We start from the raw sequence: 13,811 nt of genomic DNA, 5'->3' as shown, positions 1-13,811 counted from the left end.
AATTACTGGCAGTAGGCGACAAGTTCCTCCCTTGTTTCGATAAGTTGAACTTTCTCGGTATTCGCTAATTGCTCTTTTGTTTCATCAAAACCTTGTTCAGATAATGCACGTGTCGCTGGTAAATAAACTAATACAGAAAAGCCTGCCCTACTTAACTGTATAACCGTAGTTTTCACACAAAAATCAAATGCTAAACCTCCAACAAGAACTAAATCCACCTGTTGTTCTCTTAAATATTCTAGTACACCTGTTGAAAGCTGTTCGACAATATCGTGATAACAAGCGCCGTACGGATGAATATCTGGCTCCATCCCTTTCCAAATAAAGTAATCATAATCCGTCACAACTGGCAATCCGTCTAATAATTCAAAACCTTTCGTACCGGGCTCGCAGTGTCTAACCCAAGTCCGGTCCGCATTTGGATATTCGAGTTCAGCCAGCATTTCGTCTTTGGAATCAACTACCCATACGGCATTATGCGGATGCGCGTCTTTACTACCAATTCGCAGAGAAGCAAGACTTGCCATAAAATTAAGTTCAGGCACAATTTTGTCACCGCCCGAAACTGGTAATTCATCCGGACAAAGTGGTGTAAAGCCTTTTTGTGCATCAATATCAAAAGCCGCAATTTTCATTTACTTTTCCTCCAAATTTTTATAAGTAAGTTGTGCAAACTGTCCGAAACGAGTCACTTCTTCAAGTTCTAACGCATGTTCTTGGTCTTCTTCAAATAACGGAATTCCTTTTCCTAAAATGATAGGCGCAATCGTAATAACAAACCGATCAATCGCCTTTTCTTTTAAAAATTGTTTCACTAACTGCGCGCCGCCGACAAGCCAGACTTTTTCACCATCGATGTTGTTTAGCCACGTATCTACTGTGCCAGCGACAAAATCAGCGTATTCGTCTTTTGTCCCTGCTTTTGTGTTAGAAAAAACATAGACATCTTTTTTACTATATGGAAAAGTATCTGTAAGCGAGAAAATTTGTTGATACGTAGTTCGTCCCATTACGACTGTATCCACGTTATCAAAGAAGGCCTCATAACCTGCATCACCTTCACTATCAACAGATTCTAGCCATTCTACGCTGCCGTTTTCATCCGCAATGTAGCCGTCCAAACTCACTGCGATATATAGCGCAACTTGTTTTTCACTCATAATCACTCAAATCCTTTCACTACTAATTTTCCAATCATTTTTCCGGATGAGATAATTTTGTGAGCTTCTTCTATCGTTTTTGCATTTACAGGAGATAAGACTTTATTTAATGTTGATGTTAAGTCTCCTTTATCTAGCATGCGCGCCGCTTCTGTAAGAATTTCATGCTGTTTGATTTTATCTTCTGTATTGTATTTCGAACGAGTAAACATAAATTCATAGCTGAAAGTAGCACTCTTGTCTTTTAAAAGAGACATCTTCACTGGTTCAGCAAGTTCCACAATCGAACAAATTTTTCCTTGTGGTCGAATTGCTTCTTGCATGTCATCCCAGTGAGCATTTGTATTATGCAAACACAAAATAAAGTCGACACCTTGTTCAAAACCAAGTTCTTTCAATTGTTTTGTTAAATTTTCTCGGTGATTAATGATGTGATTTGCACCGTGTTTCTTCGTCCATTCTATTGTTTCTTCACGTGATGCTGTAGCAATGACATTAAGCCCAATGTTGGCAGCTAGTTGAGTCGCAATCGAACCCACTCCACCAGCTCCATTAATAATTAAAATGGATTTTCCTTTATCGGCTTCAACAATTCCCAAACGGTCAAAAAGAGCTTCCCATGCAGTAATAGTTGTCAGTGGCATCGCAGCGGCTTCTTCTAAACTTAAATGTTTGGGTTTTAAACCGACTAGCCGTTCATCAATTAACGTGAATTCAGCATATGCGCCAGGCCTTGTAACATCACCTGCGAAATACACTTCTTGTCCTGTTTTAAATAAAGTCACTTCTGAACCAATCTCCACTACTTCACCAACTGCATCCCAACCTAAAATCCTTACTTCATCTCCGGTTAGTTTGGTTGCTTCGCGTTGTTTAGTGTCTACTGGATTGATGGAAATCGCCTTAATTTTTACTAATAAATCATGATTTTCTGGCACTGGTTGTTTAATTTCCATATCCACGAAATCAGTTGATGCCTTTGTTAATCCTACCACTTTCATTTGACAACACCTCTCGTTTCCTTTTCCCGAATTTCTTAAAATAATGCACATTTACATAAAAAAGCCTCCTCAATTTTATAGAGAAGGCTTTAAAAGTTATTTTTCGTCGAGTATTTCGCTATCTTTGAATTTCATTTTTGCATTACAAGCTGGGCATTTTATTTTTATTTTGCCGCCGTGTGAATGAGTATGGTCGCTATCTTCTTTTTTAGTAAGAAGCATTTTGCCAGCTTTTTTTAGTAGTGGGATAGCGATAATAACACCGATGATTGTGAACATTGCTAGAACCCCGATAAATACTAAGGTTACGGCAACTACAGCGATAAAAGTTTTTTTCAAAAAATGACCTAAATCAACTTGTTCTTCCATCTAAACCAACTCCTCTAATTGATATAGTAATCATATCATGAAGTTGTATTAATTGCAGTGATGATGGTGAGCATGGCTTCCTTCTAATTGAATCGTACTATGTTCTAGCGAGAAGTTTTCTTGTAAATAATGCTCAATATCACTTAAAATTTTATCTCGGTCTGCGTCTTCAGCTACGGTTAAATGAGCTGTAAGAGCGTTAAAATCAGAAGTAATCGCCCATACATGTAAATCATGCACTTCAGTCACGCCATCTTGTTCTTGGAAGAAAGTTTTGATTTCTTCTGTATCAACGTTCGCAGGTTTCCCTTCCATCAAAATATGGATAGCGTCTTTTAACACGCGCCAGCCACTAACTAAAATTAGCGCTGCAACGATAACACTAGCGATTGGGTCAGCGATATTCCAGCCGAAGAAAATAATGAGTAGTGCAGCAGTGATAGCACCAACAGATCCAAGCAAGTCACCTAGCACATGCAAGAAAGCACTACGCATGTTCAAGTTTTCGCTCGTATCACCTTTCATTAAAATCCAAGCAACTAAAATATTAATAAGCAATCCAATGACAGAAATAGTCATCATTCCTGCTCCAATTACTTGTGGTGGATCAAAGAAACGTCCAATTGCTTCATAGAAAATAAAAACAGAAATCCCAACGAGCGTCAATCCATTCAGAAATGCTGCTAAAATTTCAAAGCGTTTATAGCCATAGGTTTTATCAGAACTTGCTGCTTTTTCACCGAACTTAAATGCAGCCAAACTTAAACCTAATGCCACAGCATCAGAAAGCATATGTCCAGCATCAGAAAGTAGTGCCAAACTATTGGTCATAATTCCACCAATAACTTCAACTATCATAAAAGTAGCGATTAGGATAAAACTAATAAATAATGATTTTTTGTTGGCATTATGCGTATGGTTATGGTTGTGACCATGTGCATGATCGTGATTATGTGCCATATGATTACTTCCCCTCTGTAAAGACCTAATTTCTTTATATGCATATGTTAGCATATATACATTTTTAACGCAAGCTTTCTTCAAAGAAAAAACTTCCACTCTTGATTTAAGTGGAAGTTTCACACATATTTTATAAAATTTCTTCTTGCATAAATAAGCCTAATCCACCAATATCATGATGTTTTGCAATTTTATCAGCTTTTTCTAAAGCAAGCGGAATACCGTTTTCCATAGCTACGCCAATCTCTGCTAGTTCAATCATGCCAACATCATTTTCATTATCACCAAAAGCGATAGTTGAATTTAAATTAATGTAACCATTATCTGCTAGGTATGTAAGGCCTTTTGCTTTATCAATACCTTCATTCATAATATCAATTAAATTAGACGCAGAAGCTAGGACAGATAGCGGTAAACCTTGCAGAGCTGCTTTGATTTCTGCTCGTTTTTCTAAGTCAGACTCAATTACGAGAACTTTTAGCGGGAACTCACCTTCGCGGAGCACGCTGAAAGGATCTGTTGTTAAAGTAATTGGAACTTGCTCATTTTCTGGTAAAGTTTTATTTAGCTCATTGAAAAAAGCGATTTTGCCAGTATTTGTTGGTCCGAGAATTCGTTCTGTTGTATAAATATGGTAGTTAACACCTAATGGTTCAAGCGTTTCTAATATAGTATGCACTAGGTCTAACTCAATATTACTTTTATATAAAATTTCTCCAGTCGTAAAATCACGTACTAATCCACCATTACAAGAAATAACAGGTGTTTTAATATTGAGTTCATGGATAAATGGCAAAATAGCTAAGTCTAGTCGACCTGTCGCAAGGAAAAGTTTTTTCCCGTCTGCTTGCCAATTTATTAAAACTTCTTTATTTAGGGGATGAATTTGATCTCCTTTTTTTACGAGTAATGTTCCGTCCATGTCTGTAATAACTGTATCAATCGCTATATTTGTCAATAGTTTTCGCACCTTTCTATAATTCCGTTAGTATGTATTTCGATTATAGACGAGTTTCACATGATTGTCACGTTGATTTTTGGTATAATAATTTGGAATGGAGGAAGATACTTAGTGAAGAAATATTTTATTACAATCATGATTTTGCTTTTTGGTACGCTAATTCTTGCTGCATGCCAAAATAGCGATGAGGCAGATAATTACGAGCCTCCTAAAGTAGATTTGAAAGATCAAATACCAATTATTTTAATTCATGGGAGCGGTGGTAATACAAGTTCTCTTGATAAAATGGCAGACCAACTAATGAACGAATATAGAAGTTCTAATGAAGCATTGACTATGTCTGTTAATTCAGAAGGAAAAATCAAGTTCGAAGGTAAGCTTACAAAAGATGCCAAACGCCCAATTATAAAATTCGGCTTCGAGCAAAATCAAGCAACCCCCGACGATTGGTCCAAATGGTTAAAAATCGCGATGGAAGATTTAAAATCACGATACGGCTTTACACAAATGGACGGTGTAGGGCATTCCAATGGAGGTTTAGCACTAACTTATTACGCGGAAGATTACGCGGGAGATAAAACCGTGCCAAGTTTGCGTAAGTTAGTAGCAATTGGTTCACCATTTAATGACTTAGACCCAAACGATAACGGAATGGATCTATCATTTAAAAAGTTGCCAAATAGTACTCCTCAAATGGATTATTTTATTAAAAATCAGACAGAGGTAAGTCCTGATTTAGAAGTACTTGCAATTGCAGGTGAATTAAGCGAAGACAACCCAACAGACGGGATTGTCCCAACGATTAGTTCACTCGCAACCAGGCTCTTTATACCAGGAAGTGCCAAAGCTTATATAGAAGATATTCAAGTTGGAGAAGACGCGGTTCACCAAACATTACACGAAACACCTAAAAGCATCGAGAAAACATATTGGTTTTTAGAAAAATTCAAAACAGATGAAACAGTTATCCAATTAGATTACAAATAGGAGGTATAGCAGTTGATACACATAGAAGCGAAAATCCAAGTGAAACCAGACTTTATAGAATCATTTTTAAAAGAAGTGGAGCTAGTCATCCAAAATTCGCTCTCAGAAGCCGGAAACCATGGCTATGAATTAGTTCGTTCTGTGAAAAACGCATCTACCTTCTATCTCTTAGAAAAATGGGCAGATGAAGCTGCTATTCAATTCCATAATTCAACAGAGCATTATAAACGATTTAAACGGGAAATTCCTGCATTTTTAGCATTCCCGACCGAAGTGGATGTACTCACTAAAATTTAAAAAATGATTTTATTAAAAAAGATGGCCTCTATTTTCATAGAGGCCATCTTTTTTTGTAAACGAAGTATTTTTACAAGAATTACAATCTTTCCAGGCGCACGAAAACAGTTGGTGCTGCAAAGTTTTTGTTAAATCAAACTAGTTTTTCCGATAATTCCCTACAGAGACTAATTTAACTAGTAAAAGAGAAAAAAAGCCGCATATGAACATCGTGCTTCATACGCGGCTTTCAATTTTTATTTATGAGACATTTTTTTGAAAAGGCCAAACGTCCCAGCGATTAGTAATAATCCTATTAATAGATAAAGGATATTTTCTTGGTCGCCTGTTTTTGGTAATTCTTTACTTTGTTTTGTTTTCTTAACAGGGTCATTAGCTGGTTTTATCGTAGCAGTAATGTTTGTATTCTCAGTTGCCGGTAAAATGTCATCCATCAGATCGTCTTGATGTGCTGGATCTGCTGGTTGAATCGGGTTTACTGGTTTTACTGGTTTTACTGGGTTTACTGGGTTTATCGGATTTACCGGGTCTACCGGAACTACTGGAATTTGGGTAAAGTGCGCATATAAGGCTAAATCATTAGCAGGCATTTTGTTTGTAGCAAAATCCCATTTATTACCGCCTGTTTCTGCATCATACCAACCATCGAATGTATAACCAGCTTTTGTCGGTGCTAGCGGTTCTTGTAGTAATCCTTGGTAGTCAACTGTTTGTGTTGTTACTTCTTCACCATTAAGAGTGGCGGTATATGATTTAACGGTAAAGCGAGCATATAGCGTAACGTCTTTTGCTGGCATTTTATTTGCTGCAAAGTCCCATTTACTGCCGCCTGTTTCCGCATCATACCAACCATCAAATGTGTGGCCTTCTTTTGTTGGTGCAGTCGGTTCTGTAAGCAGACTGTCGTAATCAACAGCTTGTGTCGTTGTTGTTCCGTCTTTATCAAATGTTGCTGTATAAGCATTTGTGCTAAAACGGGCATATAATGTAACGTTTTTCGCTGGCATTTTTTTCGCTGCGAAATTCCATTTGTTTCCGCCTGTTTCGGCATCATACCAACCATCAAATGTGTAGCCGTCTTTAGTCGGTGCTGTTGGTTCCGTAATCAGACTGTCGTAATCAACGGCTTGTGTCGTTGTTGTTCCGTCTTTATCAAATGTTGCTGTATAAGCATTTGTACTAAAACGGGCATATAATGTGATGTTTTTCGCTGGCATTTTTTTCGCTGCGAAATCCCATTTGTTTCCACCTGTTTCGGCATCATACCAACCATCAAATGTGTAGCCGTCTTTTGTTGGGGCTGTTGGTTCTGTAATTAGACTATCGTAATCAACAGCTTGTGTCGTTGTTGTTCCGTCTTTATCAAATGTTGCTGTATAAGCATTTGCACTAAAACGGGCATATAATGTGACGTTTTTCGCTGGCATTTTTTTCGCAGCGAAATCCCATTTGTTTCCACCTGTTTCGGCATCATACCAACCAGTAAATATATAACCGGCTTTTGTTGGCTCTGTCGGTGCTTGAATCAGGCTATCATAATTGACTGTTTGTGTCGTTGTCGTTCCGTCTTTGTCAAATGTTGCTGTATATGATTTGACTGTAAAACGAGCGTACAGTGTGACGTTCTTGGCAGGCATTTTTTTGGTTGCAAAATTCCATTTGTTTCCGCCTGTCTCCGCATCATACCAACCATCAAATGTGTAACCCTCTTTTGTTGGCGTTGTCGGTTCTGTCAGAAGACTATCATAATTAGCTGTTTGTGTCGTTGTCGTTCCGTCTTTATCAAATGTCGCTGTATATGATTTGACTGTGAAACGAGCGTACAGTGTGATGTTCTTGGCAGGCATTTTGTCGGTTGCAAAATTCCATTTGTTTCCGCCCGTCTCCGCATCATACCAACCATCAAATGTGTAACCGGTTTTTGTTGGGGCTGTCGGTTCTGTCAGAAGACTATCATAATTAGCTGTTTGTGTCGTTGTTGTTCCTTCTTTGTCAAATGTTGTTGTATAAGATTTAGCGCTATAACGAGCATATAGTGTGATGTTGTTCCCCGGCATTTTGTTCGTCGCGAAATTCCATTTGTTTCCGCCAGTTTGTGCGTCGTACCAACCTTCAAACGTATAACCATCTTTTGTCGGTTCAGTTGGTTCTGTAAGCGCTTCTTGATAATCGACTGTTTGCGTTGTCGTTGTTCCATCGTTATTAAAAGTCGCAGTGTAATTATTCATTGTAAAACGGGCATATAAAGTTACTGGATTTGCAGGCATCTTATCTTGAGCAAAATCCCACTTTTTACCGCCTGTTTCCGCATCATACCAACCATCAAATGTGTAACCAGCTTTCGTTGGCGTTGTTGGTTCTTCTGCAAGACCATCATAGTCCACTGTTTCTGTCGTTGTTACCCCGCCGTTATCAAAGGTCATAGGATATGTTTTAGAAGCAAATTGAGCATATAGTGTGATGTTTTTCCCCGGCATTAAATCGTTAGCAAAATCCCATTTTTTTCCGCCTGTTTCTGCATCATACCACCCAATAAATGTATAACCATCTTTTACTGGTTTTGTAGGTTCATTAATTTTCTTTTGATAAACAACTGTTTGCGTAGCTGTTTTTTCTTCATTGATTAATGTAGCTTTGTAGGACTCTATTGTAAAGTTTGCGTATAGAGTTACATCATGATCCGGCATTTTATTGTCCTGAAAATACCATCTTATTCCGTAACCATTTGGTTCTTCAAACCATCCCCAAAATTTATACCCTTCAAGAACTGGATTTGCTGGGGCAGATTTAATTACTTCACCTGCTTCATATTCTCCCATTAAATGATCACGTGTAGGGGTTGATAATATCAATTTGTATTTTGTCGTCTCTGTTTCTGCCGCATTTACGTTGTTTCCATTATTTTCTGAAGCCCATATAGCAAATGGGTCTGCGCTTAATTGTAAAAGGATTACTCCTACTGCAATTAGTAAACATATTTTTCTTTTCATATGATCCTCCTCATCTAGGTTGCAAAATTAGATTTATAATTAATTTTATTTCATTGTTCATAATTAAAAAGCACCTGCATTTTCGTTAAAGGCGTCCAATTATTTATTCACTTTAAGATTATATCTTGAGTAAGGTCGTTAAAGAATACTAAAAACAGACTTATTGTTATGTTTTTTGTGACGGTTCAGTGACGAAATAAGCTATTTTTAAGTAAATAGCTTAAAATCCGTTATTTTCGTGTACTATTTCAAGACTTTTTTCTAGTACTCTTACATTTCATGGCCTGTTTCTAAGCTAGGATTTCAATAAATAACTAAAAAAATTTGGCCCCCACAAGAGGACCAAATTTTTATTCTGCTTTTAAATAGCCATCTTCAATTCGAATTACACGATCGACTAAATCTAATACTCGTTCGTCATGTGTAACCATGATGGCAGCTTTATTTTTCCGTTTTACTTCATCTGCAATCATTTGAACTACCTTGTGCCCGCGGTTTGCATCTAAACTAGCTGTTGGTTCGTCTGCTAAAATAATATCGGGGTCGTTCATCAGCGCTCTAGCAATAGCAACACGTTGTTTTTCACCGCCGGATAAGCTTTCTGGATAATTGTTTTGACGAGCGGTTAAGCCTAATTCTTGAAGCAATTTATCCGCTCTTTCTTTCGCAGCGCTACCTTTTTCACCGGACAATTCCGCAATGACGAGTAGTTGGTCACGAACATTTAGGTAAGGAATTAAGTTGGCACCTTGGAAAATAAAGCCAACTTTGTCGAGTCGCACCTTCGTTAATGCTTTTCCAGACATGTTATTTAATGTCGTTCCACCAATGGCAATTTTGCCTTCTGTTGGTGATAATAAAGCTCCCGCGATTGATAAAAAGGTACTTTTCCCCGCACCAGATGGGCCGACGATTGCAACAAATTCTCCTTGCGCTACTTCTAAAGAAACATTTTTCAATACTTCGATGACTTGCTCGCCATCTTGATAATTTTTAGAAATATTTTTCATCATTAAAGTCATTAGTTTGCCCTCCCAATTGCTTCTAACGCGTCCACTTTGGCTACACGGTAGAGTGATAACATTGATCCGATGACTGCTACAACTAGGAATAATGCGGAACAACCGATTGCAAGTATTGGACTAAGTGTGAACGGCATGCTAGCTGGTAAAATTGCCGCCAGTCCAAATGTTAGGCCATTTCCAATCAATAAGCTGACGACTGATAAGAAAACAACTTGGGTAACGATGCTCCGACCTAAATAGGCTGTTCGTGCGCCAACTGCTTTTAAAATACCAAATTGATTGATTTTTTGAATCGTAATGACATAAAAGAAAGCAGCTAGAACAAATGCAGCGATAACGAATAAAAAGGCAATCATCATCAGTAGCGATCCTTGTTCTTCTGAATAACCTGGAATGCCTTGGAGTACTTCTTTACTTGAGGACAATTCCATCGAGCCGATTGATAGATTTTTAGCAGTATCCCGAGAGACATTTAGTGCTACAGCGTTATATTCTCCTTCTGCGGCTTGATTTGTTTGGTGAACTAATTTCCAAGCATCCCAATCAACGAAAATAACCGGGGAATGGCTAAATGTGTTATTTTTCGTAAAGGCAGTAATAGTGAACGTTTCTCCTGTTGCACTGTCTTTGAGTTTGCTGTCTAATTTATAACCAGACTCTTTTAAAGAAATATCAGCTACTACTTCTTTTGTTTTCTCTGGCTCTGTTCCTTCTGAGATGGTCGGTTTCATAAAGCCTGTTTTATCTATACCGAAAAAAGTGATGTCTGTTTTCTTGTCTTTGTTGGGTGGTGTGATTGTACCCATTTGCACACCTAAGTTGGTGCTTTCAGATTTTTTAAGTTGCTTTGCTACGCTTTCTGTTTCGGACGCGGTTAAATTGGACCTCGTTAAGCGATTATCTGAGTCTTTTTGCAGTACATAATAAGTTGCTTTATTTGATGAAATCGCTGCTCCATTATCATTTGCAAGTCCATTCGCTAGTCCTGTAACAAACAAAACGAGCCAAGCAATTAATACCATAATTAATCCGATTAAAATATAGCGTAGTTTTGAGTGTTTTAATTCTCTTAATGCCAAAAACATTCCGTTCAACTCCTTCTAAGATCATATACTTAGTTTAAAGAAGTTTTGTAAACGGAATGTGAATCGGATTTTACAAATTTAGTTTTTAGGTAGTCTAACAATAAATGAGGTGCCTTTTTCAGTATTACTTTCAACACTGATTTCACCATGATGTAACGTAATTATTTTTTTGCAAATGGATAAGCCTAAGCCGCTTGAACCTTCTTCTCGGGTGCGACTTTGACTTGCTTTATAAAAACGTTCGAAAATTTTCGCCATATCTTCTTTGCTGATGCCAGCGCCACTATTCCAGACTTCGACAAAAACATTGGTCGTTTCTTCATAAAGGCGTACCTGAATATCCCCGCCCTGTGGTGTATATTTAATTGCATTGTTTAATAAATTAGACCAGACTTGATAAAGTAATTCGGCATCTCCAGAATAGTTTATATCAGCTAACTCTAGATTTATTGTTAGTTCTTTCTCTCGCCAACTCCATTCAGTCATTTGGATTAGTTGGCGCCACTGTTTCGCTAATTGCACTGGTTCTTTTTTCCGTAACTCAGATTCTTGGTCAAGTGAAGCAAGTGTAAGTAACTGTTTCGTTAAAGAAGAAAGGCGTGTCGTCTCCTCGGATAAAACAGTTAAATATTCTTTTTGTTCTTTTTCGGTTAGTGTTCCTGAACCTAAAAGTCTGGCGAAACCTTGCATCGATGTAAGTGGTGATTGTAGTTCATGAGAAACATTTGCGACAAATTCCTGACGGGCTGCTTCAGATTTTTCGAGTTCGCTCACCATTTTGGCAAACGAGTCCGCCAGCTGACCAATCTCGTCTTTACGCCGGACTTCGAGCGCCACATCGTAATTTCCTCTCCGGATTTTTTTCGTAGCATTCGTAAGCTTCACAACTGGTTTCACTATGTATCTGCCACTAATAAGCACAAATAAGATACTAATAATAGATGTGAAAACAAGTATCATCGCGAAAAAGATTCTAAGTTCACCGAATTGCTGTTCCGGATCTTGACGTATAAAAAGCGCCAATTGCTCCCCGTCCGCCTTAACTGGAACACCAATTGTATTCCTAACATCATTATCAAAAAATCCTGTGATAAAAATGCCCGTATCAAACGTATCAATCCCGTGATAAGTCTCGCCCGCTAACACTTGTTGAACTGTTTTGTTAGGTAAATCTTTTTTTCGAAACGCACCACCGAAATAACTCGATTGATCTTTGCCATCCGTCAGATACAGTTCATAGCCAAGTTCACCTACATTTTCCAAGTACTCTTTTAGAGAAATCGCCCTATTCGACTGATAAAATTGTTGGACTTCCTGCGCTATCTTAGCCGTTTTTTCATCATTAAAAGGTTTTAATTTTATCTGGTAATAAATGTTCGCAAAGAAAAAACCGAGCAGGCTACTGGAAAGAATGACAACTAGCATCGTCACAACTATTCGACTATATAATGACTTCATGTTGTTTCCTCCAATTTATAGCCAACACCGCGAACCGTGACAATCCGAATCCCGTCCTTTTCCTCATCAAAATGGTTGCGCAAACGTTTAATATGTACATCTACTGTTCGGTCACTGCCGTCGTAATCTCGTTGCCAAATCCGTTCAATTAATTCTTCCCGAGTAAAAATCCGACCGGGGTAGCTCGCTAATTGATATAACAGTTCAAATTCTTTTACGGGAATCATTCGCTCTTGGTTGCCAATTTTTATGCCGTAGCTTTTTTGGTCGATGGTGATATTTCCGATAGTGATTTTTGCTTCACTAGCCTGATTGGAACGTCTAAGTAAAGCCCGTATTCGAAAAATCAACTCCTCGGGTTCAAAGGGTTTAGTGACATAGTCATCCGTTCCCACTTCAAAACCGCGCGATTTATCTGCAAGTGCATCTTTGGCTGTCAGCATAATAACGGGGATATCAGGATAGCTTATGCGCAGTTTTTTGCATAGTTCAAAGCCATCCATGTTGGGCATCATCACATCAATCACCGCCAAATGAACTTGCTCCGTTTCCACTATCTTTTCTCCTTCTACGCCATCACTAGCTTCTAACACATGAAAACCTTCTGCCCGGAGATAGTGCCCTACAAGTTTAAGAATGTGCCGGTCATCATCTACTACTAAAATTTGTTTCATTTTCTCTATTCACCTTACCGTCCTATTTTACTGCATCATATCAAACTTAAGTGATTCGTTCAAATCCAGAATAGACATTTAACCGATCCCCGCGGATGAAGCCGACTGTCGTAATGTTCAATTCTTCTGCCATATTAATCGCCAGTTCAGTAGGTGCAGAGCGAGATAAAATAATTCCGCATCCTAATTTAGCTGTCTTAACGAGGATTTCTGAGGAGATTCGCCCGCTAAAAATAATCGCTTTATCATCTGTAGCTGTCCCGTCTTTTAAAGCACGACCATATATTTTATCAAGTGCATTATGACGTCCAATGTCCATCCGGCTATAAATAATATCCGCCGAACTGCATAGCGCCGCATTATGAACCCCGCCTGTTTGGTGAAACGTTGCGGAATTTTGCTCAAATTTTTCCATTAGGCGGAAAATCCTGTCTGTTGTGAGTTTCAGATTTGAGTTTTTCTTCACGTTGACGAGTGAGGCATCTGACTGAAAGTAGAAATTTTCCCGCGACTTGCCGCAACATGAGGTAATATAACGTTTGCCGCGGTATTTGGCATTGAATTTGTTCACAAAGTTGGCGCTAACTTTGGCATGACCAGTCGCTTCAATAATATCCACGGAATCGATGTCTCCCGGCCCACGAACAATGCCTTCCGAAGTTAAAAACCCTACGACTAAATCTTCTAAATGCTCGGGTGTGCAAACGATGGTCACGAGTTCTTGGTCGTTAACGTAGATAGTTAGCGGATACTCGGTCGCAACACTTGATTCGATTTCTTGAAAAGTGCCAGCTTCAAAACGGCGGATTTTTTGACGCGATACAATATCCATCAAAAACCACTC

The 13,811-nt window shown here is 38.4% G+C and carries 14 protein-coding genes; 2 read left to right on the top strand and 12 right to left on the bottom strand.

Going from position 1 to position 13,811, the window contains the following annotated elements; genetic code table 11:
- Positions 1-2: 2 nt before the first annotated feature.
- The 6 genes from OC533_RS09930 to OC533_RS09905 all read right to left on the bottom strand — a co-directional run bounded on the left by OC533_RS09930 (position 3) and on the right by OC533_RS09905 (position 4,448).
- Complete coding sequence (locus tag OC533_RS09930; RefSeq protein WP_003764055.1) at positions 3-635, bottom strand: nicotinamidase; 633 nt, start codon at positions 633-635, stop codon at positions 3-5.
- Complete coding sequence (locus OC533_RS09925) at positions 636-1,160, bottom strand: dihydrofolate reductase family protein (RefSeq protein ID WP_003768405.1); 525 nt, start codon at positions 1,158-1,160, stop codon at positions 636-638. It lies immediately after the preceding gene.
- Between the two features lie 2 nt (positions 1,161-1,162).
- Positions 1,163-2,161, bottom strand: coding sequence for a zinc-binding alcohol dehydrogenase family protein (locus OC533_RS09920; protein ID WP_112120026.1), 999 nt, complete (start codon positions 2,159-2,161; stop codon positions 1,163-1,165).
- Between the two features lie 96 nt (positions 2,162-2,257).
- Positions 2,258-2,530: a hypothetical protein gene (locus OC533_RS09915; protein WP_070752405.1), complete on the bottom strand. Its 273-nt coding sequence runs from the start codon at positions 2,528-2,530 to the stop codon at positions 2,258-2,260.
- A 48-nt stretch (positions 2,531-2,578) separates the two neighbouring features.
- Entirely contained in the window at positions 2,579-3,490 is a 912-nt protein-coding gene (locus OC533_RS09910; protein ID WP_185322948.1) for a cation diffusion facilitator family transporter, read from the bottom strand.
- Positions 3,491-3,620: 130 nt separating this feature from the next.
- On the bottom strand, positions 3,621-4,448 hold the full coding sequence (locus OC533_RS09905) for a Cof-type HAD-IIB family hydrolase (protein WP_185513243.1): 828 nt from the start codon (positions 4,446-4,448) through the stop codon (positions 3,621-3,623).
- Positions 4,449-4,562: 114 nt separating this feature from the next.
- Here OC533_RS09905 and OC533_RS09900 point away from each other — a divergent pair, with 114 nt between their 5' ends.
- Positions 4,563-5,438: an alpha/beta hydrolase gene (locus OC533_RS09900; RefSeq protein ID WP_185561659.1), complete on the top strand. Its 876-nt coding sequence runs from the start codon at positions 4,563-4,565 to the stop codon at positions 5,436-5,438.
- A 12-nt stretch (positions 5,439-5,450) separates the two neighbouring features.
- Positions 5,451-5,735 carry a putative quinol monooxygenase gene (locus OC533_RS09895; RefSeq protein ID WP_010991351.1) on the top strand — a complete coding sequence of 95 codons (285 nt, stop codon included), beginning with the start codon at positions 5,451-5,453 and terminating at the stop codon, positions 5,733-5,735.
- A gap of 236 nt (positions 5,736-5,971) precedes the next feature.
- On the opposite strand, the gene OC533_RS14905 is transcribed toward OC533_RS09895, so the two are convergent.
- The 6 genes from OC533_RS14905 to fdhD all read right to left on the bottom strand — a co-directional run bounded on the left by OC533_RS14905 (position 5,972) and on the right by fdhD (position 13,799).
- Positions 5,972-8,725: an InlB B-repeat-containing protein gene (locus tag OC533_RS14905; RefSeq protein ID WP_194324085.1), complete on the bottom strand. Its 2,754-nt coding sequence runs from the start codon at positions 8,723-8,725 to the stop codon at positions 5,972-5,974.
- A 350-nt stretch (positions 8,726-9,075) separates the two neighbouring features.
- Positions 9,076-9,747, bottom strand: a complete 672-nt coding sequence (locus tag OC533_RS09870; protein ID WP_194324087.1) for an ABC transporter ATP-binding protein — start codon at positions 9,745-9,747, stop codon at positions 9,076-9,078.
- Positions 9,747-10,835, bottom strand: a complete 1,089-nt coding sequence (locus tag OC533_RS09865) for an ABC transporter permease (RefSeq protein ID WP_194324089.1) — start codon at positions 10,833-10,835, stop codon at positions 9,747-9,749. The genes OC533_RS09870 and OC533_RS09865 overlap by 1 nt, the downstream gene beginning before the upstream one ends.
- A gap of 78 nt (positions 10,836-10,913) precedes the next feature.
- Complete coding sequence (locus OC533_RS09860; protein ID WP_194324091.1) at positions 10,914-12,293, bottom strand: sensor histidine kinase; 1,380 nt, start codon at positions 12,291-12,293, stop codon at positions 10,914-10,916.
- On the bottom strand, positions 12,290-12,967 hold the full coding sequence (locus OC533_RS09855) for a response regulator transcription factor (RefSeq protein ID WP_194324093.1): 678 nt from the start codon (positions 12,965-12,967) through the stop codon (positions 12,290-12,292). The genes OC533_RS09860 and OC533_RS09855 overlap by 4 nt, the downstream gene beginning before the upstream one ends.
- Positions 12,968-13,013: 46 nt before the next feature.
- Positions 13,014-13,799 (bottom strand): formate dehydrogenase accessory sulfurtransferase FdhD, encoded by a 786-nt coding sequence (gene fdhD / locus OC533_RS09850; protein ID WP_194324095.1) that lies wholly within the window; start codon positions 13,797-13,799, stop codon positions 13,014-13,016.
- Positions 13,800-13,811: the final 12 nt, after the last annotated feature.

The sequence above is a fragment of the Listeria sp. Marseille-Q6474 genome, from assembly GCF_946902005.1.
Lineage (GTDB): Bacteria > Bacillota > Bacilli > Lactobacillales > Listeriaceae > Listeria > Listeria innocua.
Note: the sequence above shows the minus strand (reverse complement) of the source record. Positions and strands in the feature narration are given on the sequence as shown.

What these genes read in the sequence shown, in the direction of transcription:
- OC533_RS09930 (WP_003764055.1), bottom strand. Translation starts at nt 635, where the DNA reads ATGAAAATTGCGGCTTTTGATATTGATGCACAAAAAGGCTTTACACCA.
- OC533_RS09925 (WP_003768405.1), bottom strand. Translation starts at nt 1,160, where the DNA reads ATGAGTGAAAAACAAGTTGCGCTATATATCGCAGTGAGTTTGGACGGC.
- OC533_RS09920 (WP_112120026.1), bottom strand. Translation starts at nt 2,161, where the DNA reads ATGAAAGTGGTAGGATTAACAAAGGCATCAACTGATTTCGTGGATATG.
- OC533_RS09915 (WP_070752405.1), bottom strand. Translation starts at nt 2,530, where the DNA reads ATGGAAGAACAAGTTGATTTAGGTCATTTTTTGAAAAAAACTTTTATC.
- OC533_RS09910 (WP_185322948.1), bottom strand. Translation starts at nt 3,490, where the DNA reads ATGGCACATAATCACGATCATGCACATGGTCACAACCATAACCATACG.
- OC533_RS14905 (WP_194324085.1), bottom strand. Translation starts at nt 8,725, where the DNA reads ATGAAAAGAAAAATATGTTTACTAATTGCAGTAGGAGTAATCCTTTTA.
- OC533_RS09870 (WP_194324087.1), bottom strand. Translation starts at nt 9,747, where the DNA reads ATGACTTTAATGATGAAAAATATTTCTAAAAATTATCAAGATGGCGAG.
- OC533_RS09865 (WP_194324089.1), bottom strand. Translation starts at nt 10,835, where the DNA reads ATGTTTTTGGCATTAAGAGAATTAAAACACTCAAAACTACGCTATATT.
- OC533_RS09860 (WP_194324091.1), bottom strand. Translation starts at nt 12,293, where the DNA reads ATGAAGTCATTATATAGTCGAATAGTTGTGACGATGCTAGTTGTCATT.
- OC533_RS09855 (WP_194324093.1), bottom strand. Translation starts at nt 12,967, where the DNA reads ATGAAACAAATTTTAGTAGTAGATGATGACCGGCACATTCTTAAACTT.
- fdhD (WP_194324095.1), bottom strand. Translation starts at nt 13,799, where the DNA reads ATGGATATTGTATCGCGTCAAAAAATCCGCCGTTTTGAAGCTGGCACT.